Annotated in this window: 24 protein-coding genes; 8 read left to right on the top strand and 16 right to left on the bottom strand. The window is 36.4% G+C overall.

Annotated features, from left to right (window positions below; all coding sequences use genetic code 11):
• Positions 1-13 precede the first annotated feature (13 nt).
• A complete protein-coding gene (locus tag HZR84_14620) occupies positions 14-1,021 on the bottom strand; it encodes an iron ABC transporter permease (GenBank protein QNL23121.1) in 1,008 nt (335 codons plus the stop codon).
• On the bottom strand, positions 1,011-1,688 hold the full coding sequence (locus tag HZR84_14615; GenBank protein QNL23120.1) for an ABC transporter substrate-binding protein: 678 nt from the start codon (positions 1,686-1,688) through the stop codon (positions 1,011-1,013). The genes HZR84_14620 and HZR84_14615 overlap by 11 nt, the downstream gene beginning before the upstream one ends.
• Before the next feature lie 270 nt (positions 1,689-1,958).
• Between HZR84_14615 and rfaD the strand changes: the two genes are divergently transcribed.
• From rfaD to HZR84_14590, 5 genes are all read left to right on the top strand, one after another.
• Positions 1,959-2,924 (top strand): ADP-glyceromanno-heptose 6-epimerase, encoded by a 966-nt coding sequence (gene rfaD, locus HZR84_14610; GenBank protein ID QNL23119.1) that lies wholly within the window; start codon positions 1,959-1,961, stop codon positions 2,922-2,924.
• Positions 2,924-4,165 (top strand): M48 family metallopeptidase, encoded by a 1,242-nt coding sequence (locus HZR84_14605; protein ID QNL23118.1) that lies wholly within the window; start codon positions 2,924-2,926, stop codon positions 4,163-4,165. Before rfaD ends, HZR84_14605 begins: the two co-directional genes overlap by 1 nt.
• Before the next feature lie 70 nt (positions 4,166-4,235).
• Entirely contained in the window at positions 4,236-6,449 is a 2,214-nt protein-coding gene (locus tag HZR84_14600; GenBank protein QNL23117.1) for a SulP family inorganic anion transporter, read from the top strand.
• 52 nt (positions 6,450-6,501) lie between these two features.
• On the top strand, positions 6,502-7,722 hold the full coding sequence (lysA, locus tag HZR84_14595; GenBank protein ID QNL23116.1) for a diaminopimelate decarboxylase: 1,221 nt from the start codon (positions 6,502-6,504) through the stop codon (positions 7,720-7,722).
• Positions 7,723-7,724: 2 nt separating this feature from the next.
• Entirely contained in the window at positions 7,725-8,186 is a 462-nt protein-coding gene (locus HZR84_14590) for a BLUF domain-containing protein (protein ID QNL23115.1), read from the top strand.
• Here HZR84_14590 and HZR84_14585 read toward each other — a convergent pair.
• From HZR84_14585 to HZR84_14535, 11 genes are all read right to left on the bottom strand, one after another.
• Complete coding sequence (locus tag HZR84_14585; GenBank protein QNL23114.1) at positions 8,183-9,994, bottom strand: OmpA family protein; 1,812 nt, start codon at positions 9,992-9,994, stop codon at positions 8,183-8,185. The two genes, HZR84_14590 and HZR84_14585, sit on opposite strands and share 4 nt — an antisense overlap.
• Positions 9,995-10,025: 31 nt before the next feature.
• Positions 10,026-10,958 (bottom strand): glycerophosphodiester phosphodiesterase, encoded by a 933-nt coding sequence (locus HZR84_14580; protein ID QNL23113.1) that lies wholly within the window; start codon positions 10,956-10,958, stop codon positions 10,026-10,028.
• 28 nt (positions 10,959-10,986) lie between these two features.
• Positions 10,987-11,376 carry a CBS domain-containing protein gene (locus HZR84_14575; protein QNL23112.1) on the bottom strand — a complete coding sequence of 130 codons (390 nt, stop codon included), beginning with the start codon at positions 11,374-11,376 and terminating at the stop codon, positions 10,987-10,989.
• A gap of 114 nt (positions 11,377-11,490) precedes the next feature.
• Positions 11,491-12,138, bottom strand: coding sequence for an endonuclease III (gene nth / locus HZR84_14570; protein ID QNL23111.1), 648 nt, complete (start codon positions 12,136-12,138; stop codon positions 11,491-11,493).
• Entirely contained in the window at positions 12,138-12,962 is an 825-nt protein-coding gene (locus HZR84_14565) for a universal stress protein (GenBank protein QNL23110.1), read from the bottom strand. Before HZR84_14565 ends, nth begins: the two co-directional genes overlap by 1 nt.
• Before the next feature lie 33 nt (positions 12,963-12,995).
• On the bottom strand, positions 12,996-13,325 hold the full coding sequence (locus HZR84_14560) for a rhodanese-like domain-containing protein (GenBank protein QNL23109.1): 330 nt from the start codon (positions 13,323-13,325) through the stop codon (positions 12,996-12,998).
• Positions 13,326-13,334: 9 nt separating this feature from the next.
• On the bottom strand, positions 13,335-14,144 hold the full coding sequence (locus HZR84_14555; GenBank protein QNL23108.1) for a sulfite exporter TauE/SafE family protein: 810 nt from the start codon (positions 14,142-14,144) through the stop codon (positions 13,335-13,337).
• A gap of 59 nt (positions 14,145-14,203) precedes the next feature.
• Positions 14,204-14,668: a methylglyoxal synthase gene (locus HZR84_14550; GenBank protein QNL23107.1), complete on the bottom strand. Its 465-nt coding sequence runs from the start codon at positions 14,666-14,668 to the stop codon at positions 14,204-14,206.
• Positions 14,669-14,670: 2 nt separating this feature from the next.
• A complete protein-coding gene (locus HZR84_14545) occupies positions 14,671-15,294 on the bottom strand; it encodes a deoxynucleoside kinase (protein QNL23106.1) in 624 nt (207 codons plus the stop codon).
• Positions 15,295-15,297: 3 nt separating this feature from the next.
• Positions 15,298-16,047 carry a PorT family protein gene (locus HZR84_14540; protein ID QNL23105.1) on the bottom strand — a complete coding sequence of 250 codons (750 nt, stop codon included), beginning with the start codon at positions 16,045-16,047 and terminating at the stop codon, positions 15,298-15,300.
• 231 nt (positions 16,048-16,278) lie between these two features.
• Positions 16,279-17,700 carry an aldehyde dehydrogenase family protein gene (locus HZR84_14535; GenBank protein ID QNL23104.1) on the bottom strand — a complete coding sequence of 474 codons (1,422 nt, stop codon included), beginning with the start codon at positions 17,698-17,700 and terminating at the stop codon, positions 16,279-16,281.
• Positions 17,701-17,724: 24 nt separating this feature from the next.
• Here HZR84_14535 and HZR84_14530 point away from each other — a divergent pair, with 24 nt between their 5' ends.
• On the top strand, positions 17,725-18,645 hold the full coding sequence (locus HZR84_14530) for an ABC transporter ATP-binding protein (GenBank protein QNL23103.1): 921 nt from the start codon (positions 17,725-17,727) through the stop codon (positions 18,643-18,645).
• A gap of 88 nt (positions 18,646-18,733) precedes the next feature.
• Positions 18,734-19,192 (top strand): hypothetical protein, encoded by a 459-nt coding sequence (locus HZR84_14525; protein ID QNL23102.1) that lies wholly within the window; start codon positions 18,734-18,736, stop codon positions 19,190-19,192.
• A gap of 32 nt (positions 19,193-19,224) precedes the next feature.
• On the opposite strand, the gene HZR84_14520 is transcribed toward HZR84_14525, so the two are convergent.
• A complete protein-coding gene (locus HZR84_14520; protein ID QNL23101.1) occupies positions 19,225-20,808 on the bottom strand; it encodes an ATP-dependent DNA ligase in 1,584 nt (527 codons plus the stop codon).
• Entirely contained in the window at positions 20,805-21,827 is a 1,023-nt protein-coding gene (locus HZR84_14515; GenBank protein QNL23100.1) for a ligase-associated DNA damage response exonuclease, read from the bottom strand. The genes HZR84_14520 and HZR84_14515 overlap by 4 nt, the downstream gene beginning before the upstream one ends.
• Before the next feature lie 56 nt (positions 21,828-21,883).
• On the opposite strand from HZR84_14515, the gene msrB reads away from it, so the two are divergent.
• Complete coding sequence (gene msrB, locus HZR84_14510) at positions 21,884-22,330, top strand: peptide-methionine (R)-S-oxide reductase MsrB (GenBank protein QNL23099.1); 447 nt, start codon at positions 21,884-21,886, stop codon at positions 22,328-22,330.
• Positions 22,331-22,391: 61 nt separating this feature from the next.
• Here the strand turns inward: msrB and HZR84_14505 are convergent, their stop codons facing one another.
• A complete protein-coding gene (locus HZR84_14505) occupies positions 22,392-23,630 on the bottom strand; it encodes a tetratricopeptide repeat protein (protein ID QNL23098.1) in 1,239 nt (412 codons plus the stop codon).
• Positions 23,631-23,633 lie beyond the last annotated feature (3 nt).

Here is a 23,633-nt window from a genome sequence, read left to right as displayed (position 1 = left end):
AATAAAGTAATCATTAGGAAAACCTGTAATTGCTTTTCATAAGTAGGTACAAAAAGAAAGGAATCCCTAAAAAGGAGGTCAGAATTCCCAGGGGAAGACCGGCCGGAGGGTAGATCATTTTGCTCAAAATATCACATCCTACCATAAAAAAGGCGCCGATGATTGCCGAATTGAATAAATTCCATGAATGACCAAAGCCAAACAACCCTCTAACAAAATGGGGAATTAAAAATCCCACAAAACCAATCGCTCCGCAGAAGGCCACAGTAACGGAAGTAAGTAAAGTTGCTCCAATCAAGGCAATCCATCGCATTTTTTTAACATTTAAGCCTAAGGCTTCACTTTTTTCTTCGCCCAATAACAATACATTTATTGACTTATTGAACAGTGAAAAATAAATCAGTGCAATGACGTTTACACTTAATATCAAAGGTATTTGAGACCAATTACTTCTTTCAAAACTTCCCATGATCCAGAAAATGATCGAGCGCAATTGACTGTCGTTTTCGGATAAATAACTCATCAGGCTTATCATAGCAGTCATCATCGAGGATAGTGCTACACCGGCCAGGAGTAAGTTGGTTGCGATAAGGCGGCCTTTTTTATAAGCAAATAGAATGGCTACCAGGGTTACAAGCAGTGCAATAGCAAAAGCTGCAATGGGTGGAGTGTAAATGCCTAAAATAAATGCTGGAATCCAACCGATAAAAACCAGGTTGGCGCCAAGGCTTGCACCACTGGCGGTTCCAAGGATATAGGGATCGGCAAGAGGATTGTTTAAAAGAGATTGAAATAAATAGCCGCTAAGGGCAAGAGAACAGCCTGTAGCCAAAGCCATAATCAATCGCGGCAATCTAAGATTAATAATCACATAATGAATTGTGTTTTCAGGATCATAATTAAAAATACTGTTGTACAGATTATCAAAATCGCTTTCAATACTTCCGTTTAGTAATGAATACAAGCATAAAAACAATCCAATTCCTATTAATAAAGGCAGTATGTATATCTTATATCTCATCAATATATGATTTCATCAATATCATCGCCTCAATCGATCTCGGTGACGGACGGGTCAGGATATCACCGTCTATTTCAAATATATGTTTGTTTTTGTAAGCATCAATTCGTTTAAGCTCCGGGAATTTTAAAAATAATGTGCTGTCCAAATGTTCAAATGAAGGACCGAAAATTACATTCGGGTTGATCTTGAGAAAATATTCTCTGTTCAACTCCGGATAAGGTCTCCCAAATATAGAATCAACGGCATTTTCTACACCTATTTCTTTCAATTGACCGGTGAACAATGTATTGCGGCCATAGACGTAGATAGGATCTGTCCATATCAATCCCAAAGCTTTTACATCACTAAGCGAATCTTCTTTCACTGTGTCAAATCTTTGCTTAAGTTTATTCATTTTAACATCCACCTGTTCTGAGCAATTACACAATTGCCCTGTTTTTTCTATTGCCATAAAAATATCCTCCACACGACGATATCTGAACATATAAACAGGAATCTGATTTTCTTCCAAGATTTTTAATTGCTCTACCGTTGTTATACCTTCCTCACTAAATACTAAATCCGGTTTTTGGCCTATGATAGATTCTATATCAAATGGATAGGTGCTTATTACAGTTTTGTTCATTGCCTGTGGAGGGTAATTACAAGCTTGTGTTCGTGCCACTATAATTGAATCAGGACAGGAGAAAAATAAAATCTCAGTGAGCGCAGGTGAAAGTGAAAAGATCCTTTTTAAATCTTTCTTAATTAAAATGGTTCTCTCCAGGTCATCTTTGATGCTTATAAAAGCATTTTCAGGTTTCCTCTTTTGACAGGAAAGAATGCTCAAGCTTATGACAAGCAGTACAATTCTGAGAATATGATCTTGAAGAAATTTGATTAGAGATATATACGTTTAATTTTGCACAAATTAAAGTCTTTTAATCGATCTTAAATGATAATAGTAACAGGAGCAGCGGGATTTATCGGTTCATGCCTTATCTCAAGATTAAATAATGATGGATTTAATAATATCATTGCTGTTGACGCATTCGGAGATCCTGAAAAGAAAAAAAATCTTGAAGGGAAGAAAATCATGGAATATGTGGAAAGAAAGGAATTCTTCTCATGGTTGAAAGACAAATCGGATGAGATGGAGTTTATTTTTCACATCGGAGCGAGAACTGACACTACAGAATTCGATAAAGCTGTTTTTGATGAGCTAAATGTAAACTTCTCAAAAAAAGTATGGCAGTATTGCGTCGACAATCATGTGCCTTTAGTCTATGCCAGTTCGGCAGCAACCTATGGGCTTGGAGAACTGGGTTATAAAGATGATGAAGCCTTAATCGAACAGTTAAAACCCTTAAATCCTTATGGTGATTCTAAAAATGAATTTGACAAATGGGCATTAAAGCAGGATAAAAAACCATTCTTTTGGGCGGGGCTAAAATTTTTCAATGTTTATGGCCCCAATGAGTATCACAAAGGAAGAATGGCCTCAGTAATATTGCACGCATTTAAACAGATCTCCGAAAAGGGCAAAATGAAATTATTCCGATCTCATAATCCCGATTACAAAGATGGTGAGCAAAAAAGGGATTTCATTTATGTAAAAGACCTTATTGACGTTTGTATTTTTCTAATGCATCACCGAAAAGACTCAGGGATTTATAATTTGGGGTCCGGAAGAGCCAGAACTTTTTTAGATCTTGCAAAAAGCGTATTTAAAGCCTTAAACAAAAAAGAAGAAATAGAATTTATCGATACACCTGCTGATATCAGGGATAAATATCAATATTTCACTGAGGCGAACATGGCTAAATTAAAAAGCATTGGTTATAAAAAGCCTTTTACCACACTTGAAGATGGAATTCAAGATTATGTCAAGAATTATCTGTTGTTTAACAAATATTTCTAATGCAGCCTGAAAACATACTCTTCCTTATAATTGGCATTCTGCTATTTAATTATTTTCTGGATTTATTTCTGGATATTCTGAATATCAGGAACACCAATAAAAATTTACCTCCTGAACTAAAGGATGTTTACAAAGATGAAGAATGGTTGAAAGCCAAAAAATACCAAAAAGTCAATTTCAATTTTGAACTAATCAGTGGTACTTTTTCTCTTGTTGTCACTCTGACTTTTATTTATGCAGGTGGTTTTGGATGGCTTTACGATACTATCGCCAATTATAGTCAACACTTTATCGTAAGACCACTTTTGTTTTTTGGTATTTTAAGCTTTGCTTCTTCAATAATTGGCCTACCATTTTCACTTTATCACACCTTTGTGATCGAAGAAAAATTTGGGTTCAACAAAACTACTCTTAAAACTTGGCTTTTAGATTTGCTAAAATCATCGGTACTGGGAATATTAATTGGGGCTCCATTGTTGGCATTGTTTTTCTATTTAATCCTCAGCCTGGAAAGTAATTTCTGGATAGTATTTTGGATAATTGCCGTGGCTTTCTCCATTTTTATGAACCTTTTCTATACAAGTCTGATACTTCCCATCTTCAATAAATTGAGTCCTCTTGAAGAAGGGGAATTAAAAACGCTCATTCAGACCTATTCTGAACAAGTCGGCTTCCCACTTCAAAAAATAATGGTCATTGATGGTTCAAAACGATCCTCTAAATCCAATGCATTTTTTAGCGGGCTGGGCAAAACCAAAAAAGTGGTATTTTATGATACGCTTTTAAATAATCATGAAAATGGTGAATTAATGGCCATACTTGCGCATGAAGTAGGGCATTACAAGAAAAAACACATTCAAATCAGTTTGTTTCTTTCAATCATTCAAATGGGTATCATCTTATACATACTTTCCCTTTTCGTGTTTAGTCAAAATATATCCCTGGCTTTGGGTTACCAGGAAGTAAGTATTGCCATAAATCTCATAGCTTTTGGAATACTTTTTAGCCCTATTTCAAAAATTATTGGCATATTTTTTAATATTTTCAGTAGAAAAAATGAATACGAAGCGGACGAATTTGCTGCGAAAACATGGAATGCTGAAGATCTGATTACAGCATTGAAGAAACTCAGTGTTAAAAACCTAAGTAATATTCAACCGCATAAGGCATTTGTTTTTGTAAATTATTCGCACCCTACGCTTTTACAAAGACTAAAGGCATTGAGCAATTCAAATGGATAAATTCTAAAAGGAATTACCTTTTATTGAAATTTTGATCTATTTTCAAGATTGATCTGAACTACGCCAAACCTTGAAATTACCTTTTGCTAAACACTACAGAAGACTAAAAAAATACTGGCAAAACGAGCTGATTGCCGGATTGACGGTGGCATTGGTTGCTTTGCCTCTTGCCATGGGAATTTCTTTGGCCTGTGGTTTACCCGTAACTTCAGGGATTTTTTCGGTTCTTGTTGGCGGGCTAATTATTTCACACATCAATGGCGCACATTTAACTGTAAATGGCCCTCCAAAAGCTACTATCATTGTTATTTTTACGGCCATAGGTAGTTTTGGCGGCGGACTACAAGGCGTTGAAATAGTTATAGCTGCATTTTTTATTGTTGGTGTATTCATGTTCCTCTTTGGGCTTTTCAAATTTGGTGAATTGGGGGACTTTTTCCCTTCTTCGGCCATTCAGGGAATGTTATCGGCCATTGGGATTATGATTATTCTAAACCAAATGTATATCCTTTTTGGATTGGAAAGCACTTCCCATGAACCCTACGAGTTTATCCTCAACATACCGGATTTAGTTAATGATATAAATCCATACGTTGCTGTAATTGGCTTTACCAGTTTATCATTTCTCTTCATTTATCCCTATCTGGAAGGTAAATTGATTCGTATAATTCCGGCGCCCATGTGGGTGGTGTTTTATGCTTCCATTATGGCCTTTTTATTCAATTTCGGCACAGAGCGAACCATAACAATTGCCGGGAATACCCATAATATCGGCCCTTATTTAATGATTAGTTTACCCGAAAGCTTATTGGCCTCTGTTATAAGTCCTAATTTTTCTCAAATATTGAATATAGAATTTTGGATGATTGTACTCAACATCACTTTTATTGCTTCTTTGGAATCCCTTTTAAGCGCAAGGGCAGTTGACAAAATTGATCCGGAACGCCGAAGCACCAATCTCAATCAGAATCTAATGGCCACCGGAGGTGGTACAATGCTATCCTCTCTTTTTGGAGGCTTGCCAGTGATATCCATGATACTTCCGAGTACAGCAGCCGTAAATTCAGGAGCGAGAACCAGCTGGACCAATTTTTTTCAGGGACTTTCTATATTAATACTCGTTGTATTTTTAAGTAGCATGCTCAATCGCATTCCACTTGCGGCACTTGCAGCTATACTGGTGCATACCGGATATAAACTTGCCTCTATAAAAGTCTTTAAAAGGACTTATCAATACGGAAAGGAACAACTAATTATATTCCTGATAACACTATTCTTCACCTTGTTTTTTGATATCGTAATTGGGATTAGTGCAGGTATCATTTCAACTTTGATTATTCATTCATTTGCGGGTATTGAAAAAAGGTATCTATTCTCTTTTCTATTTAAATCCACAAATCATTTCCATTACGATGAAGACGATGACCACTATTTTATCTCTGTTCGACGCTTTGCCAATTTTTTTAATTATCTGGGGCTTAAAAAGGAATTAAACAAAGTACCACCTAAGAAGCATTTGATATTGGATTTTTCACATGCCCGACTCATAGACCATACCGTGATGGAGCATGTTACTAATTTTGCGAGAAAATACAGAGACAAAGGTGGTGTTTTTGAAATTGTGGGCCTGGATTTACACAAACCCTCCTCAAATCATCCTTTAGCTGGAAGGCGTATCGTAGAAGGTTATACACCAAGTACGAGAAAATACAATATCACCAGACGTCAAAGACAGATTAAGAGAGTTACGTATAGAAACAACTGGGAATTTACAATCGATACGGATTGGGATATCTCTCATTTAAGATTGTTTCCATTCTTTGAAAATAAACTACTTCACTATCAGAATAATGTAATCAATGGAGATATTAAGGGTCAGGAATTTCAAATATCTGATGTTGCTTATGCTGAAGGTGCGATGGAGGCTTCGGTAGACAAAAGGATGACCATAATGATTCAAAATCTGGAAGCACTTCTTCCAAAGTTCACTTTACAAAAAGAGGTGGCTATCGATAAAGTACTAACACTTGCCGGTTTGCCAGATATTGATTTTAAAGCGTTCCCCGGATTTTCTTCCAAATTTCTGTTGCAGGGAAATAATGAAGAAGCCATAAGGGAATTATTTAATAAGGAATTAATCATATTCTTTGAAATGCATTCCATATTCCATATAGAATGCAATGGGTATCAACTTCTCTTGTTTGAAAAAACAAATCTGGCCAAACCTCACGATATTGAGGTCATGACTGAATTTGTCAAACAACTCTGGTCAAGAATTCAATAATCATTTAATTATTCGGCCTTTTAGAATAATTTTGAAGGTTCAAATTGAACAAATGGAAATTTTAAAGACCACAGATAAGGAATTACTATTAGATATTGCCAGGGATTACGGTACGCCCACTTATGTTTACGATACTTCCAAAATTGATATGCAATATCAGCGATTGGTCAATGCTTTTGATGTTGATGATCTCGAAATTCACTTTGCCTGTAAAGCCCTGACCAATGTGAATATTCTCAAGTATTTAAAAACACTTGGGGCCAAAATTGATGCTGTTTCCATACAGGAAGTCAAAATAGCTTTACATGCAGGTTATAAGCCGGAAGATATTTTATACACTCCGAATTGTGTATCTCTGGATGAAATACTAGAAGTGCGAAAATTAGGTGCTCAATTAAATCTGGATAATATTTCCATTCTCGAACAATTCGGGCACTTACATCCCGAAACACCGGTTTGCATACGCATAAATCCTCATATTATGGCCGGTGGTAATTCAAAGATTTCGGTCGGGCATATTGATTCAAAATTTGGAATATCTATCTACCAACTACCCTTGGTAAAACGCATTGTAAAAGAGTGTGGAATGAAAATTTCCGGAATTCATATGCATACCGGTTCCGACATTCTTGATACGGAGGTTTTTCTCAGGGGTGCAGAGCTTTTGTTTGAAGCTGCAAAGGAATTTGATGATCTGGAATTTCTCGATTTCGGAAGTGGGTTTAAGGTGCCTTATAAAGAAGGAGACATTGAAACTGATATAACTGAATTGGGAAAATTGATGTCGGAAAGATTCAATGCTTTTTGCAAAGAATATGGCAAAAGCTTAAGCCTGGTATTTGAACCCGGTAAATTTCTCGTAAGCCAGGCAGGTTATTTTCTTGCTAAAGTGAATGTAGTTAAACAAACCACATCTACAATTTTTGCAGGACTTGATACAGGCATGAATCATTTTATTCGTCCGATGTTTTACGATGCTTATCATCATATAGAAAATATATCCAATCCTGAAGGCCCCAAACGATTGTATACTGTAGTGGGTTATATCTGCGAAACCGATACCTTTGGCTGGAACAGGAAAATCTCTGAAATACGCGAAGGCGATGTGCTAAAATTCCATAATGCCGGAGCATATTGTTTTACCATGGCATCAAACTATAACTCAAGACTAAAACCGGCCGAAGTCATGATCATGGAAGGGAAAAACTTTTTAATAAGAAAAAGAGAATCATTTGATGATCTGCTTAATAATGTTGAGAACTTAGATATTTAAATATGTATTACCTCATTTATTCGAGTTATTCTAAAAAAGACATGGGAAAAGATGAATTGTTTTCCCTTCTTGAAAAGTCCAGAGTAAAAAATAAACTCATGGGCATTTCCGGTTTTTTACTTTGTATAAATGCAGATTATCATCCTGAAATTATAAATGGCCGCTTTATTCAGGTATTGGAAGGCGAAAAACAGGACGTAGAAAAGCTCTTTGAAAGCATTCAGAAGGACCCGCGACATAAACATGTAGAAATTATAGCAGATGGGATCTTAATGAAACGAATGTTCAACAATTGGAGTATGGGATACCGCGACCTGGATATTCTAAAATTCAAAAGCCGATTGGACAAGTTTGAACTTACGGAAGACAACCTTCTCGGATCCAAAAATGAGGATGAAAGCCAAACAGTATTGGACTTCATCAAATCATTTTATAGGGTTCCGGACAATATTGTTAAAAATTAATTGGCTTTTAATACAGTAAATTCCACTCTTCGATTTATCTGCCGGCCTTCTTCTGTGTCATTGGTAGTTTCAGGTTTGCTTTCTCCATAGCCAACTGCTGTAATTCGATAACCCTCAATACCCTGATTGACAATGTATTCCCTTACGGCTTCTGCCCTTCCCTGGGATAACTCCTGATTGTATTGATCGGAACCCTTATCATCCGTGTGCCCGGCAATTTCGATTTCCAGGTTTTCATTGGTCGTCATCATTTCAACTACTTTGTCTAATTCCGGATAGGATTCAGGTCTTAAATTAGTTTTATCAAAGTCAAAGTAAATGTTATTCAAACGGACGGTCGTTCCAACTGAAAGTTCCGTCATTTCAAAATTCTTTGAAAGAAACTGATCCTGACCTAAATCTTCAACAATCAAACTGTCTGTAAGGGCCAAATAGCCCTCTGCATTTAATTGAAAATAATATTTCCCCGGTTTTGGTAAATCCACATCGTATTCTCCCAAATTTGGATCGGATGTTGTATTTCTAATTGAATTCCCTTCAAAAAGTATATTGATATTGGCTGATACCGGATCAAATGTCCCCAACTTGGTAACTAAACCAGACAAATTGAGTTTTGCGGCTTTTGGCTGTAAATATATTTTAAGCTCGACAGTCGTGTCTTCTTCGAGGTTTATTAAACTGAGTTCTTTTTCCTGAGATATATAGCCATCGGCCGTAAAACTCAGAGTGTATACATCCTGAACCTCCTTTTCAATGCTGAATTCTCCATAAGGACTAACAGACACCATTTCCGGTTTGCCTTTTAGGCTATTAAGATTAGTAAATGCCATCAAAGGTTCTTGGCTTACTCTATCATAGATCACTCCCTTGATATAAATATCCGGCGGGCGCGGTACAAAACTGAGAATATCAAGACTACCGCCATCGGCCGATTTATACGCCCTGGTAGTAAACATATTTGTACCTGACTCATCGATGGAAAAATATGCATCAAAGCCCCGGGTATTTATTGGTTCACCCAAATTGTCAGGTTCCGACCACTTTAAATACGTATCGTCAAGCCTTTCACTTTGGTATATATCAATTCCACCCTTTCCTCCGGGTCTGCCACTGCTGAAATACAATGTTTTATTGTCTTTGGTTAAAAATGGACCGAATTCATCCTGAAATGTATTGATTGGCTTTCCCAGTTTTTTTGGTTTGGAAAATTTATTTCCTCCTTTGGCAAAACTAACATAAAGGTCGCTGTTGACCTGATCTTTGGTCTCGCTCATATAGATAAAGAGAACTTTTTCATCATCGGACATAAATCCTCCAAAAAACTTGCCCTGGTTCATTTTATCAAGATTATCTATGTTCAATTCCTGCATATCGGACCAATTATCGCCCGATTTTCGAATTATAGAAAAGGTATTCATTTTACCTCTGCTTTTACCTCCCTTTAGCAATAGGGCGTTTCCATTTTCCAATACAGAAAGCACAGCATTGTATTGATGATGATTAAATGGGTGTGACATATGGCGATGTTCGCTCCAGGGGCCGCCAAAAGAGTCTCTTTCGACGTACCAGATATCCTGGCTTCCTTTGGTTCCATCGTGGTTTTCCGGGTGATCAGTGATATAGTAATACAAGCGCAACCCATCGGGCGTGATGATGGGTTTTACATCGTCGTAAATGGTATTTACGTTTCTGCTTAGTTTTTTTAATATGTATTTTGGTTTTTCTCCCCTGATGTCTTCTATTCCCTGTGCAAAGAGTAAAGAATTAAGGAAAATAAACCCAATTACTAAAAGGAATCCGTTTCTCATGGTTATAGCTTAAATAGCAATAATAATAAATCTACGTTGGAGATATCAAACTGTTGCCTGATGGCTCTTTTATTTTATTGATAATATCAATAAGCACATTAGGATAGTCGCTTATTATTCCGTCTACGCCCATCCTCAATAATTTTTCTATCTCTGCCTCCTCGTTCACTGTCCAAGGAATGACTAAAAATCCCCTTGAATGCAAATTATTAAGGATAGATTGACTCAATGAATTATAATAAGGACTGATAATTTCCGGCTCAAAATCTAAAATTTTGATCGCTTCACTCCAGTCATTTACATCTTCTAAAAGATAGGCTAATCTAACTTTTGGGTATTTTTTATGCATATAAATCAATACTCTAGGATCAAAAGACTGAATCGTACTGTAAGAAATTATTTGGCAGCTTTCCAATACTTCCATTACCAAATCACAATACACCTCAATTTCCGGATGATAAATCCCGTCCCACTGGGGTCTTGATTTGATTTCAATATTAAATTGACAAATTTTTGATCTTTTTTTCTTGTTTTCTGATTTTGCCAGATGTATCACTTCTTCTAATAATGGCTTTTTTACAGATATTTTTTTTTGTTTAGGAAATTGATCATTTCTTTTCAATCCACAGTCAAAGAGTTCAATTTTACTATAGTTCATTTGATAAAGATTATTATTTAGGCAATCTATGACAATTTCCTCTCCGAGGCTGTTAAAACAAATTTCAGAATTGAAAAAGGGTTCATGGCTTAATAAAACCTTTTTGTCAGAGCTAATAACAACATCCATCTCCAGGGTACTTACGCCCAATTCAAGAGCCTTTTGCATAGCGGGTATTGAGTTTTCTGGCATTAAACCACGACACCCTCTATGTCCTTGAATATCAATATTTTGTAAGTTATTAATTTTATTTTTCCCGCATCCCAGCAATAGAAATAAGATGAAAACAGTAAAAAGGTTTTTCATTATTGGCCAATTTCAAGACCAAGATAATTTAGCTTTTTGAAAGCAGAAAACGTATCACATCCGTAGTAGTAACTATTCCCACGAGCTTGCCATTATCTTCTACCGGAAGAGCGTGGTATTCTGCACTTATAAATTTCTCAGCTACTTCTTTGATGCTATCATTAGGCCCCACCATATCCGGTTTGTGTTTCATGATCTGATTGATAGACAGTTCATCCATGATTCCATCTTCACCTACCATATCATCATCGACATAGGTATTGCCAAAACTCAAACGCAAAAGATCCGTCTGACTTAAAATTCCGATCACCAATTCATTGTCTGTTACCGGAAGGTGTCGGATTTTATTTTTCTTGAATAAATCTCTGGCTTTTTCCAGTGAAGCATTTACATCAATCGTGACAACTTTGCTTGTCATTATTTTGGAAACTGGGCTTTGAGTGTTCATAGCATTTCTCTTTTTACTCTGTCTAAACTATCAATGATTCATACGGAGATTTATGATACGTTATAATCCTATTACTGATTTTGATCAGCTCTTTTTCTTTTTCAACAAGGATTTCCTTCCGTAAATGCTGCAAATTGGACATTCCGAAAAGACATGCCCCCGTGCCGGACAATATTCCCTTCCAAAAAAAATGATCTGTAGATGAAGCTTGTTCCAGGTATTTTCAGGATATAGCCGTTTCAGATCTATTTCGGTTTTTTCAACATTCTTCCCTGTAGATAGTCCCCAGCGATAAGAAAGCCGGTGGATATGGGTATCAACCGGAAAGGCAGGTACTCCAAATGCCTGGGACATCACAACTGAGGCCGTCTTATGCCCTACTCCTGGTAATTTTTCCAGTTCTTCAAAACTTGCAGGCACTATCCCTTTGTGTTTTTGGACGATGATTTCAGATAATCCTTTGATCGCTTTTGATTTTTGGGGTGAAAGACCACAAGGTTTAATAACTTCTTTAATTTCTTCTTCCCTCAATCCGGCCATATCAAAAGGATTATCGGCCTTTTCAAATAAATAGGGAGAAACCTTATTGACCCTTTCATCTGTACATTGAGCAGACAATAAGACCGCTATCAGTAGTGTAAAAGGATCATTGTGCTGAAGTGGAATTGGTGTTTCAGGGTATAAATCATCCAGTATTTTGGCAATGGATGCTGCCTTTTCAGCTTTTGTCATTAAGCTTCAATTCTGAAGGTATAAAAAGGTACATTTATTTCATCCACCAATTCTTCGGTCAGGCTTCCAAGAAAAAAATGTTTGATACCGTGACGGGCATGTGTAGCCATGGCGGAAATGGAGATATCAAACTCTTCAAGAAAATGATGTATTCCTTCTTCTATTGTTCTTCCTTCTCTGATGTGCATTTGATCGTATTTTAGCTTATTGGAATTCGCATAGCTGATTATATCGCTTTTTATAGATGTTTCTTTGGCCATTCCTTCGTCTACAATTTTTAATAAATGCAATTCAAGATTCAATTGGTCGATTAGCATGCGCAAGTTTCCAAAATCGCTTTTTTCCTGAACGTTAAAATCACTTATTAACAATAATCGTCCGGAATCGCTGATGCGATAGTTTTCCGGCAAGGACAAAACCGGTATTTTACTGTCGTTTACAAGATGCTGAGTAACATTTCCGAAAACGATATCTCTCAATGAATTGAGTCCATGAGTTGCTGATAATAGCATTTGATAATTGCCAGAATTCGCTTCGGCCAATATTTCAGCTTCGATACTCCCATTTTTACATTTGATTTCCGTTATGAAGGAAAAATTGTTAACAATTTCCTCTATAATCTGATGTTGACTTTTTGAAAATAAGTTGGAGTCGACTTTGCCCAATTTCCAGTCCCTGAGGGAAAAGTGACATATCGCATTTTTATCTCCATTGAAAACATAAAGCAGATCAACATCAATTGATTTTGAACTGTTAAATGAGGATAGAAATTTTAGTGCCTTTAAGGTAGACTCAGAAATATCTGTGGGAATGATAATCTTCATTCTCCAAATTTAAAAAAATGGAGTTTATATAATTTATTTGCTCCTGTTCCAGGCCATAATACCACCGGATAAATTATAAACCTTCTCAAAGCCTAGATCATACATTATTCCACAGGCCTTTGCACTTCGAAAACCCGAACGGCAATAGAGATAGTAAGATTTGTTTTTATCCATATTTGAAACTTTTTGAGCAAAGTCAGGACGACTTACATTGACCAAAATTGAACCGGGTATTTTGCCGGATTTCTGTTCTGATTCGCTTCTTACATCTATGATTACCGAGTCATTATTTTTTAGCACTTTATTGAATTCAGAAGCCTTAATGCTGCTGTACTTTTTTTGTTTTTTAAATAGTCCGAACATTTGATTTTTTTAAATGAATAATTCTTTGAACAAAATATAAATGGCCATGACTAATACGAAATAGCCAAATCCGGTTTTTAGTTTTCTTCCTGAAATATAATTATTCAGAAAACTTCCCAGGAGAATCCCAAAAGAAGAAACCAAGGTAAATAACAACAAGAAGTTCCAGTCTATGTTTTGCTGCCCAATATCACCTAAAAAGCCTATTAATGACTTAGCCGCGATAATTAGCAAAGATGTACCCACAGCCATTTTCATTGGTATTTTTGCAAAAATGACCAAAGCAGGTATAATCAGAAATCCACCTCCTGCACCTACCAGTCCCGTCAAAACGCCAACTACCGCACCTTCGCTTAGGATCATAAAATAATTAAATTCCGGTTCTGTTTCATTTTCATTTTCATTCTGACCTGATTCTGCGGGTTTATTCTTAATCATCGAATAAGCAGCAAAAAGCATAATCATGGCAAAAAATACCATAATGAAGAGGTCTTTGCTAAAACTTATATCACCAAAGACAGTCAATTGTAGAGGGATGGCAGGAAGCAGAAATCGCCTGGTTAGAAATACAGCGATAAAGGAAGGAATAGCAAACACAATTGCCGTTTTATAATTTAAAAGTCCTTTTTGAAAATACTTAAAAGAACCAATGGCTGCAGAAACGCCTACCACAAATAGCGAATAAGCCGTAGCTAAAACCGGAGATATGCCCAATATATATACCAATATAGGCACTGTCAATATAGAGCCCCCGCCACCGATAAGTCCGAGTGTAACTCCAATTAACAAAGCCCCTATATATCCTAGTATCTCTATCATTCAGTTGCTATAATAAATTGCAAATATCTCGGAATGCGGCTTAAGCTATGTAACAACTGTTACTCAGTATCGATGTTTCTATTCATATAATCCGAGTAGTCGGGTTGAATTCTGTTAACGTTTTCATCCATCAAGGGAGAGGATAACAAGAAGTCGGCGGTACATCGATTACAGGCCATGGGAATGTTCCATACTGTAGCAATTCGAACAAGGGCTTTAACATCCGGATCGTGGGGTTGTGAAGACAAAGGATCCCAAAAGAAAATCAAACAGTTGATTTCGTCTTCCGTAATTTTCGCACCCAGCTGTTGATCACCCCCTAGCGGGCCACTTAAGAACTTTGTTATGGGTTGATTGAGTTTTTCTTCAAGTAGTGAACCAGTAGTGCCCGTGGCAAATAGTTGGTGTTTTTTTAAGGAGTCTCTGTTGAAATAGGCCCAGTCAAGAAGGTCTTTTTTTCGATTATCATGAGCTACAAGAGCAATGTTTTTAATGGCAGGTAATAGTGCTGTTTTATATTTCATAATTAGTTAAACATACCAAAAAGTTCTCTATCCACTTTTGTCAGTATCTCAGAAAGATCATCCTGTTTTTTTACAAAATCTATATTATTAACATCAATAATCAAAAGCTTTCCCAAATTGTAATTTGAGATCCATTCCTCATAATAATGATTTAGGTTTTTCAGATAATCCAAACGAATACCGGATTCATAATCTCTTGAACGCATTTCTATGCGTTTGATTAATGTGGGAATGTCAGCCCTTAAATAAATTAATAAATCAGGAGCTTTGATGAAGTCTATCATTGAAGAATACAAGGCAAAATAATTGTTGTATTCTCTTTTTTCCATTAGTCCCGATTCGTGAAGATTTTTAGCGAATATGTGCGCATCTTCATATATACTTCGATCCTGTACAATGTTTTCATTTAACTGCGCGAGTTTACGCGTTTGTTCAAAGCGGGAATTCAGAAAATGTATTTGAAGATGAAATGACCATTTTTTCATATCATCATAGAAATCCTTGAGATATGGATTCTCCTCAACCGATTCCAGCTCTACCCTCCAATTATAGTATTTGCCAATTTGCTCAGCTAAAGTAGATTTTCCGGCTCCTATATTTCCGGCTACTGCAATGTGTTTAGGCATGAATTATTTTACGACGTGCTTTTGGAATTTCTTAAAACCAAGATCTTTCTTACCTTTTGTATTCATGGTGTAGGTTGGAATCACAAAGATCAATCCCATATTCAATCTGAAATTTCTGTTTTTTACTTCGTGGTCTTCATCCACAAACACTGATTCTGGGTCGGCAACATTTCTCATTCCCATTACATATTGGGCGCCCATTGTAAATATGGTCCACTCCCCTACATCAATATCTAATCCTGCACCAAATGCCAATCCGGGATCAAAGCTTTTGTAATTGCTTTCGGTATCCAATAATGGTTTTGAAAGCTCCGTGGCATTTATGGGCAATAAATAATTATCCTTACCCGAAATTAAAAATCCTAAAGTAGGGCCAGCAAATACATTTGGACGAATATCAGAATACTGGTCGAAGTTTATTTTGACGAAAAGAGGTACTTCCAGATAATTAAGTCTTAACTGATTGTTATTGCTGGTATATCCGAGTGAATTTCGACCCGAGCTAAAATTTGAACCCTTCATTACGTATTCCATACCGGAATAAATGGTGAAAAACCTTCTGGGCCTGAATTGTAATAATAATCCGCCGTGAAATGCTGTTATCAATTCCGTTCCAACAAATGCATTGCCATCAAAATCCTGACCGGCAGCAGAACTCAAATTCGGACCTAAAGTAATTCCCCATCCAAACATTTGGGAATAGCCCGGTAAGGCAAAAATCAAAAAAGTAATTATTACAAGTAATTTCTTCATATGGCAAAATAACCAAATCTTTTCGAAATGATTTTATTTAAGCTTGAAACAATTATCAATGATTAAACTATCATAGTAATTTTTGGTTGCATTGTATTAGGGTTTTTGATGGAACTCATGTATTATAAATGAATACAAAAAAAACATCTTAAATATGATCAACAAAGATTCAATGATACGGCTTTTCGCATTTTCCATTTCATTGATCGGATTAATTTTAATGCTTCTTTCCTAAAGTTTGTTGAGCAATCCCTTTAACAAAGTAATTTTGTTTTTATAGGGAGGATACCTCAGAGGCAAATCAGGCCAAATTCTTCTCTTAAATATACTTCTCTGATGAGAAAACACTAGAAAGCTTTTTTTTCCTCTGTATTTACCAAAGCCACTTTCTCCAATTCCTCCCACAGGAATTTTCTTTTCTCCAAAATGAGACACCACATCGTTTATACAAGCATCACCCGAAGGATTCTCCGATAATAGCTTGTTTGCAAAATCTTCGTTGTCGGTAAAGACATAAATGGCCAGTGGATTGGGGTTTTTACCTATGATTTTATTTATGTCCAAGATTGATTCATAACTTAAGACCGGAAGAATCGGTCCGAAAATTTCTTCTTGCATTAACAGGCAATCAGTAGTTTCCAATTCTATCAAAGTCGGTTCTATATACAATTGATCTCTTTCGCTTTTACCTCCTGAAATAATCCTTGCTTCCGAAATTAGATTTAATAATCTGTCAAAATTCTTTTGATTGATTATTCTTGGGTAGTCTTGACTCTTGCTCGCATCTTTACCATAAAACTTCCCGATATAGTATTTTATTTTGGAAAGCAGTGCTTCTTTAATGTCTTTGTGAACCAATAGGTAATCCGGAGAGACACATGTTTGCCCTCCATTTAAAAATTTACCCCAAACTATTCTTCTTGCAGCTGTTTCAATGTCTGCATCCTGATGCACAATACATGGAGATTTGCCACCTAGCTCAAGCAGAACAGGACATAAATGTTCTGCAGCTTTTTTATACACGGAATTGCCTATGGCCGTACTTCCGGTAAAAAATATAAAATCAAAAGAAAATTCTAGTAGAGTCTCGCTTTCATTTTTACCTCCTTGTACAACGTCGACATGCCCCGGGTCAAAACAGTTCTTGATAATATCTTCTATTAATTTGCTTGTATTAACTGTTAATTCAGATGGCTTTATAATGGCAGTATTGCCGGCAGAAATTGCACCGATCAACGGAGATATTGCCAAGAGAAAAGGATAGTTCCAGGGACTAAAAATAAGCGTATTCCCAAGTGGAATGGTTTCGGTATATAATTTGGCCGGATAACTTAAAATAGAATAGCCTTTAAAAGTTCTGGAGCTCCATTTTTTGATTTTTCTTATTGCTAGTTTTAATTCGGACTTAATCAGGCCTATTTCTGTTGCAAATACTTCAAAATTACTTTTTTGAAAATCCAGATGCATGGCTTCCATGATCTTGTCCTCATTCGATTCAATCTCCTTTAATAACCTTTTAAGTGCATTTGTCCTTTCTTTGATATTATCACTCATTTCATTTCTGAAAAAATCTCTCTGCCGCTTGACTTTTATTTCAATTTCTTCAAGGGAAGTATAAGTAAGTGTATTAATTGATTGAGATTTTTCGGACATTGTGATCAGATTATTTCTATAACAATGATATTGAAATTAAGAGGAATACAGAAGAAATATTTAAACAGCCCATCTAGAGCCATCAGAGGTATGAGTCTTAAAGTAGAAAATGGCGAAATTCTGGCGCTTTTGGGAGAAAGTGGCAGTGGTAAAAGCAGCTTGTTAAAGATAATTTCCGGAAGGCAAATTGCCGACAGAGGCAAAATGGTTTTCCTCAATGAAGAAAAGAACATCCTCGAAAGTAATTTATCAGGGCAATTTGAAGGCATTCGACTTATCGATCAGGAATCACAATTACCCCTAAATGTTTCAATTAGAGTAGCACTGGAAAGACAATTGTACGATTATAAGAAAAGTTGGGTTAAGGAAAGAATCAGCAGGGTTTCAAATCTTTGTCAACTCAAAGGGCTTCTCGATAGAAAAATTAATGAGATATCGGGAGGGCAAAGACAAAGGGCGGCATTGGCACTGGCCATTGCCGATGAACCAAGACTTTTACTGATGGATGAAGCCTTTACAAATCTGGATTTCTCTTTAAAAAAAGAAATCCAAATGCAATGGATAAATATCATTAGAGAAGAAAATATTTCGGTGATTATGGTAACCCATGATCCAAGAGATTCATTAATGTACGCCGACAGAATTGCAGTAATGCACAAAGGAAGAATTGTACAAAGGGGAAGTCCTGAAGAACTATATCACAGACCAAAGGATTTATATGTGTCCGAACTATTTGGACATACGACAAAAGTTAAAAACAAATTTTACAGGCCGGAAGATTTTAAAATTCTAAATCAAAACGGCAAACTAAAAGGCAAGGTATTATATAAATACTTTCAGGGGAATGGTTATTTATATGTACTGAAAAAAAATACAAAAATTTACAAAGTGTATTCGACAAAGGATATAAATAAAAAGGAATTGATGATCAGTTGGGAAGAATGAAGTTTAATCAGAGCATTATTTAAGAATTTATATTAAAATACATATATTACTAAATCCTTTAGATTGTAATAATTTAAATTATTGAAAAATGAGATTCATACTAAGCCTGGTACTAATGAGTATTTGCACAATTGGCACTGCTCAGAATTTTTTAAAAGCAGATTTATCAAAAGAAGTGGGAAAAAATTATTCTATTTCTTTTGCTGTCTCGGCATCCTTTTTTAATCCAGTTCAGGGAAGAAATCACATTGTAAATATAAAAGTAGATGGCACCCCCGAGGGAGATGTAAATTTCATTTCTGAAGACGTAACCAATTTCTTTGTGAGTGCGGTGATTATGGAAGAGTTGAAATTGATTTCAGATATAAGCCGGCTCACTTTAAAATCATATGCCTACCAATCAAAAATCAATCAAAATGATGTGAATTTAGAATTAAAGCTCACTTTAAAACCGGATCGCGTTGTAGTAAAAGCCAAAAGAATCGGGGGTGGAAATCTTCCGGATATTCCTGATAAAGAGTTCGCTTACAACAAATACATGAAATAAGAAATCGTCTTCAAGCAAAAATCTGAAGCGTATTAATATAGATTTAGCAAATTTATCAAATCCTCCAATGTGTTAGTTTCATTTGGGGATTTGTCTTTTCTCCAGCGCTTCATTCTTGGAAATCTCAGTGCTATTCCGGATTTATGTCTTTTGGATTCGGCAATTCCTTCAAAAGCTATTTCAAAAACCAATTCGGGTTTTACACTTCTCACAGGGCCAAAACGCTCCAATGTATTTTTCTTTACAAAAGCATCTACTTCCCTAAACTCCTGATCACTTAATCCTGAATAGGCTTTTGTAAATGGAACGAGGTTTTCGCCATCCCGGACTGCAAAAGTATAATCAGTATATAAGTTAGCTCTGCGGCCATGACCTCTCATTGCGTAAATCAAAACCGCATCTATGGTTAATGGATCTATCTTCCATTTCCACCAACTGCCCTTTTTTCTGCCTGTTTCATAAATGGATTCTTTTCTTTTCAGCATTAGACCTTCACAATGCAATTCCCTTGAGCGCTTTCGCTCAGATTTTAGCTCCTCCCAGCTATTGAATTCAACAAGTGGGGATAATTTGAAATTGTCATGATCGATGTCATCAATAATTTGTTCTAATTTGCTTCTGCGAATTACAATTGCTTCAGATCTTAAATCCATTCCACTAAGTTCCAGCAGATCATAAGCCATAAATACTACCGGTGTTTTTTCGAGCATTATTTTTGAAATATTCTTTCGTCCAATTCGCGTTTGCAAGGACTGAAATGGCAAGGGTTTTTTATCCTTGAAGGCCAGGATTTCACCATCCAAAACAAAATCGCCGTTTGACTTTTTCAATTCTTTGAATTCAGGATACTTTTCTGTAACCAGCTCCTCTCCTCTTGACCAAACAGCCATCTCTCCTTTTCGATACACTATTTGCCCTCTAATACCATCCCATTTTCTTTCAGCCAGCCATTCACTTGTATTTCCAAGCTTATTTATTTCATTTTCAAGAGGATATGCCAGGTAAAAAGGATAAGGTTTATTTAAATCTTCATTGGGATCGGGTTCAATGATGAGTTTTTGATAAGATTTTTTTGCAGGATCCCAATCACCCATAAGTCTAAGGGCAAGACTGTTTTCGTTTATTCCGGTCGATTTGGCCAAAGCCTTCGTCATCAATTTTTGAGAAATACCAATTCTAAATCCACCGGTCAATAACTTATTGAAAACGAATCGCTCTTCCCTATTTAATTCTGACCAAGTTTTTTTTAAATATTCTTTTTTATCCGCTTCTTCTTTTTCCCTTATCTGAATAAGATCAGTTAATCTTTGACTTAGAGATTTATGGCTTTTTCTTATGGGTTCAGGCAACAAAAGAGCAATGGTTTCAGCCAGATCTCCAACGATATGATAGGATTCTTCAAATAACCAGTATGGAATGTTCGCTTCTTCAGATGCCCATGTTCTGATCATATTTGTTTTGACTGCTCTTTTAGGTCTGCGGCCCGAAAGTAGAGCAATTGTCCAAACTTTGTCCTCATCCTTTGCAGAATTGAAAAAATCTGCCAATGCATTGACACGAACATTCGTTTTTGTAGTCTCATCAAGCTTCGATATTAATTTTGCAAAGTCTTTCATGCTTTAACTGATCCTTCCTCCAAATCATTTAATTCACCTTCAAATGCCGTTTCCAAAACCCGGGCTTTAAATCCTTTTTCATTTAGCCATTTTGAAAAAATAGTTCTATAGCCATGTGTCACATAAATATTTTCAGCTCCACTGCTTTCTACAGCCTGATTCAAACCATTCCAGTCGGCATGATCGGACAATACAAATCCTCTGTCGACATTTCTTCTTCTTTTAGTGCCTCTGAGTGCCATCCAACCCGACGTCTGGCCTTCTGAATAGGCTTTGAACTTTTTAATCCATGCACTACCAGCCGCAGAAGGTGGTGCCATTACAATGGCACCCTTGTATTTTTTTAAGTCTATTTCCGTTGAAATATATTTAGTCTCCGGAATTTTTAATCCCGATTCACGGTACAATTTATTGACGTTTTCTACCGCTCCGTGAGTGAGAATTGGACCTATGGAAGTATCCAAACCCGATAAAACTCTTTGGCTTTTGCCCAGTGCATAAGCATAAATAATGGAGAATTTCCCCTCTTCTTTATTTCTTTTCCACCAGTTATTTATCTCATTAAATACTTCAGAATCAGGTTTCCATTTGTAAACCGGTAATCCAAAAGTGGATTCTGTAATAAAATGATGGCATTTGATAGATTCAAATGAGCCGCTCAATGGATCATTCTCCAATTTATAATCTCCGGAAACCACCCAGATTTCTCCTTTGTATTCTAATCGAACCTGTGCGGATCCGGGAATGTGTCCCGCTGGGTGAAGACTAATTTTTACACCATCCATAGATATAATTTCACCGAAATTCCAGGAATCCACTTTTATCTCTTTTCCAATCCTCGATCTCATTATGGGAATACTCAATGGATGCGCAGCATAGTGTTTCATGCCCCAACGAGCATGATCGGAATGAGCATGCGTAATTATTGCTTTATTGACAGGTTTCCATGGATCAATATAAACATCAGCCTGCTGGCAGTATATTCCCTTATCATTTATCGTTAATAGACCATTTATCATATTTTTCTAACATTGTCTGCTTAACTTAGTTTATAATAGTAAATAAGATTATAACCATGGAAATTGACTGGAATAAAATTATTCATTATACCCAAAAGGGCAATCCCGAACCACCGAGAAGAGTTAAAAAAAGCGATGAAGAGTGGAAAGAAAAATTAAGCGATGAACAATTTCAGATAACCCGATTAAAAGGTACCGAAAGGGCTTTTTCCGGAGAGTACTGTGAGGCACATGATCCCGGAAAGTACGCCTGCGTTTGTTGTGGTGAAGCGTTATTTGATTCGGGTTTGAAATTTGAATCAAGCTCAGGATGGCCGAGTTTTACCGAGCCTATTAAAGAAAATGTTATTAAATACGAAAAAGACTCAAGCTTTGGAATGGTTCGTGTGGAGGTGATGTGCAATGTCTGTGACTGTCACCTGGGACATGTTTTTCCAGATGGACCAAAGCCTTCAGGCCTTCGCTACTGTATCAATTCTGCAAGTATTAAACTGATAGAATAAAAAAGCCGGTATCCCGTCTTAATTCAGGAACCGGCAATTCTAAAGTATTTAATCTTAAGATCTAATTATATTTCTGTGCCTCTTCGTAATTTTTCAATCTGGTGTAGATTGTCTTAAGTGAATTTTTCAAACCGGCATCATCAGGTGCCAATTCATATGCTTTTTTGAAATATGGTATGGCCAAATTAAAGTTCTCCTCCCCTTTCTTTTCAAGTGCAACTCCTTTTGACTGATAAGTTTTCAAGTCCATGTTATTCACTTCCTTATAAATACTAGCCGCCTTATTGTAATAAAAGGCACCGAGATTATAATTGGCATCCAGATTGGCCGGATTAAGCTCCAGCGCTTTTTTATAATTTTCAACCGCCAAATTGCCGTAATTGCTGGCTTCTTCACCTTCAGCATTTTCTCTCATTTGATCGTATAATTGTCCTAGTCGTGAATAGAGTCCATCATTTTCAGGATCATTTTCAAGGTTTTTCTTAACATTTGAAATGGCCTCATCCAATCTGTTAGATTTCAGATATACATTAAATTCAGTTGTCAAAAGATCCTTTATTTTTTCCTTTTTGGCGTTATTATTGACTTCGAGACCTTTGCTTATGTATTCTAAAGCTTTATCGTACTCTTCCTTAGCCACATAGTTATTGGTTACAGCGATGTAGGCAAAATGGTCATTAGCTCCCATTTCATCGATCATTTTCTTATAGAGTGTAAAGGCTTTGTCAAAATCCTTCATTCGCTCTGCTGCAATGGCTGCATTTAATGCGGCATTGGTATCTTTATCATTGATCATTATTGCTACTTCAAAGGCTTTTATGGCATTGGCATTATCACCGGCATTGATATTTTCAAGCCCCGTATTAAATGTCAAGACATAAACCACATTATTGAGTTTTTGCTTGGCATCCTTGGCATCGTCCTGTCTTTTTGAATCGTCAAGCGACATGGCTTTTTTGAAACTTTCAGTAGCAATCTTGGCTGCTTCTATTTTCGGTACTCCGGCATTGTTGTCTGCGGGTAATCGCATAATTTCAGCATAAACATCACCACGATAGACCCATGTTTTCGAGTCGCCTTTAGTTTGCTCATGATTAACTGCCTTATCGATATTTTCTCGCGCATATGCCAATTTTTTTGCAGCATCTGCAAAATTCTCCTGAATTAATAATTCCTTGGCTTCCTGCAATGCAAAATGTGTATTGGTTCTGGCCGATTTTTGTCCAAAACCTGTACTAGAAACTAAAAGGAGCATCAAGAGCACTCCTAAAGATTTAATTGTGGATTGATATAAGTTCATATT

Origin of the sequence: Hyphobacterium sp. CCMP332, from assembly GCA_014323545.1 — a bacterium.
Taxonomy (GTDB): Bacteria; Bacteroidota; Bacteroidia; order Cytophagales; family CCMP332; genus CCMP332.
This window is presented reverse-complemented; position numbering and strand designations above follow the sequence as displayed.

Coding starts and splice junctions, on each gene's coding strand:
- HZR84_14555 (QNL23108.1), bottom strand. CDS start 14,144: ATGATAGAGATACTAGGATATATAGGGGCTTTGTTAATTGGAGTTACA.
- HZR84_14540 (QNL23105.1), bottom strand. CDS start 16,047: ATGAAGAAATTACTTGTAATAATTACTTTTTTGATTTTTGCCTTACCG.
- HZR84_14520 (QNL23101.1), bottom strand. CDS start 20,808: ATGAAAGACTTTGCAAAATTAATATCGAAGCTTGATGAGACTACAAAA.
- HZR84_14515 (QNL23100.1), bottom strand. CDS start 21,827: ATGATAAATGGTCTATTAACGATAAATGATAAGGGAATATACTGCCAG.
- nth (QNL23111.1), bottom strand. CDS start 12,138: ATGACAAAAGCTGAAAAGGCAGCATCCATTGCCAAAATACTGGATGAT.
- HZR84_14565 (QNL23110.1), bottom strand. CDS start 12,962: ATGAAGATTATCATTCCCACAGATATTTCTGAGTCTACCTTAAAGGCA.
- HZR84_14590 (QNL23115.1), top strand. CDS start 7,725: ATGTATTACCTCATTTATTCGAGTTATTCTAAAAAAGACATGGGAAAA.
- rfaD (QNL23119.1), top strand. CDS start 1,959: ATGATAATAGTAACAGGAGCAGCGGGATTTATCGGTTCATGCCTTATC.
- lysA (QNL23116.1), top strand. CDS start 6,502: ATGGAAATTTTAAAGACCACAGATAAGGAATTACTATTAGATATTGCC.
- HZR84_14575 (QNL23112.1), bottom strand. CDS start 11,376: ATGACAAGCAAAGTTGTCACGATTGATGTAAATGCTTCACTGGAAAAA.
- HZR84_14580 (QNL23113.1), bottom strand. CDS start 10,958: ATGAAAAACCTTTTTACTGTTTTCATCTTATTTCTATTGCTGGGATGC.
- HZR84_14505 (QNL23098.1), bottom strand. CDS start 23,630: ATGAACTTATATCAATCCACAATTAAATCTTTAGGAGTGCTCTTGATG.
- HZR84_14545 (QNL23106.1), bottom strand. CDS start 15,294: ATGCCTAAACACATTGCAGTAGCCGGAAATATAGGAGCCGGAAAATCT.
- msrB (QNL23099.1), top strand. CDS start 21,884: ATGGAAATTGACTGGAATAAAATTATTCATTATACCCAAAAGGGCAAT.
- HZR84_14550 (QNL23107.1), bottom strand. CDS start 14,668: ATGAAATATAAAACAGCACTATTACCTGCCATTAAAAACATTGCTCTT.
- HZR84_14620 (QNL23121.1), bottom strand. CDS start 1,021: ATGAGATATAAGATATACATACTGCCTTTATTAATAGGAATTGGATTG.
- HZR84_14530 (QNL23103.1), top strand. CDS start 17,725: ATGATATTGAAATTAAGAGGAATACAGAAGAAATATTTAAACAGCCCA.
- HZR84_14605 (QNL23118.1), top strand. CDS start 2,924: ATGCAGCCTGAAAACATACTCTTCCTTATAATTGGCATTCTGCTATTT.
- HZR84_14560 (QNL23109.1), bottom strand. CDS start 13,325: ATGTTCGGACTATTTAAAAAACAAAAAAAGTACAGCAGCATTAAGGCT.
- HZR84_14525 (QNL23102.1), top strand. CDS start 18,734: ATGAGATTCATACTAAGCCTGGTACTAATGAGTATTTGCACAATTGGC.
- HZR84_14585 (QNL23114.1), bottom strand. CDS start 9,994: ATGAGAAACGGATTCCTTTTAGTAATTGGGTTTATTTTCCTTAATTCT.
- HZR84_14535 (QNL23104.1), bottom strand. CDS start 17,700: ATGTCCGAAAAATCTCAATCAATTAATACACTTACTTATACTTCCCTT.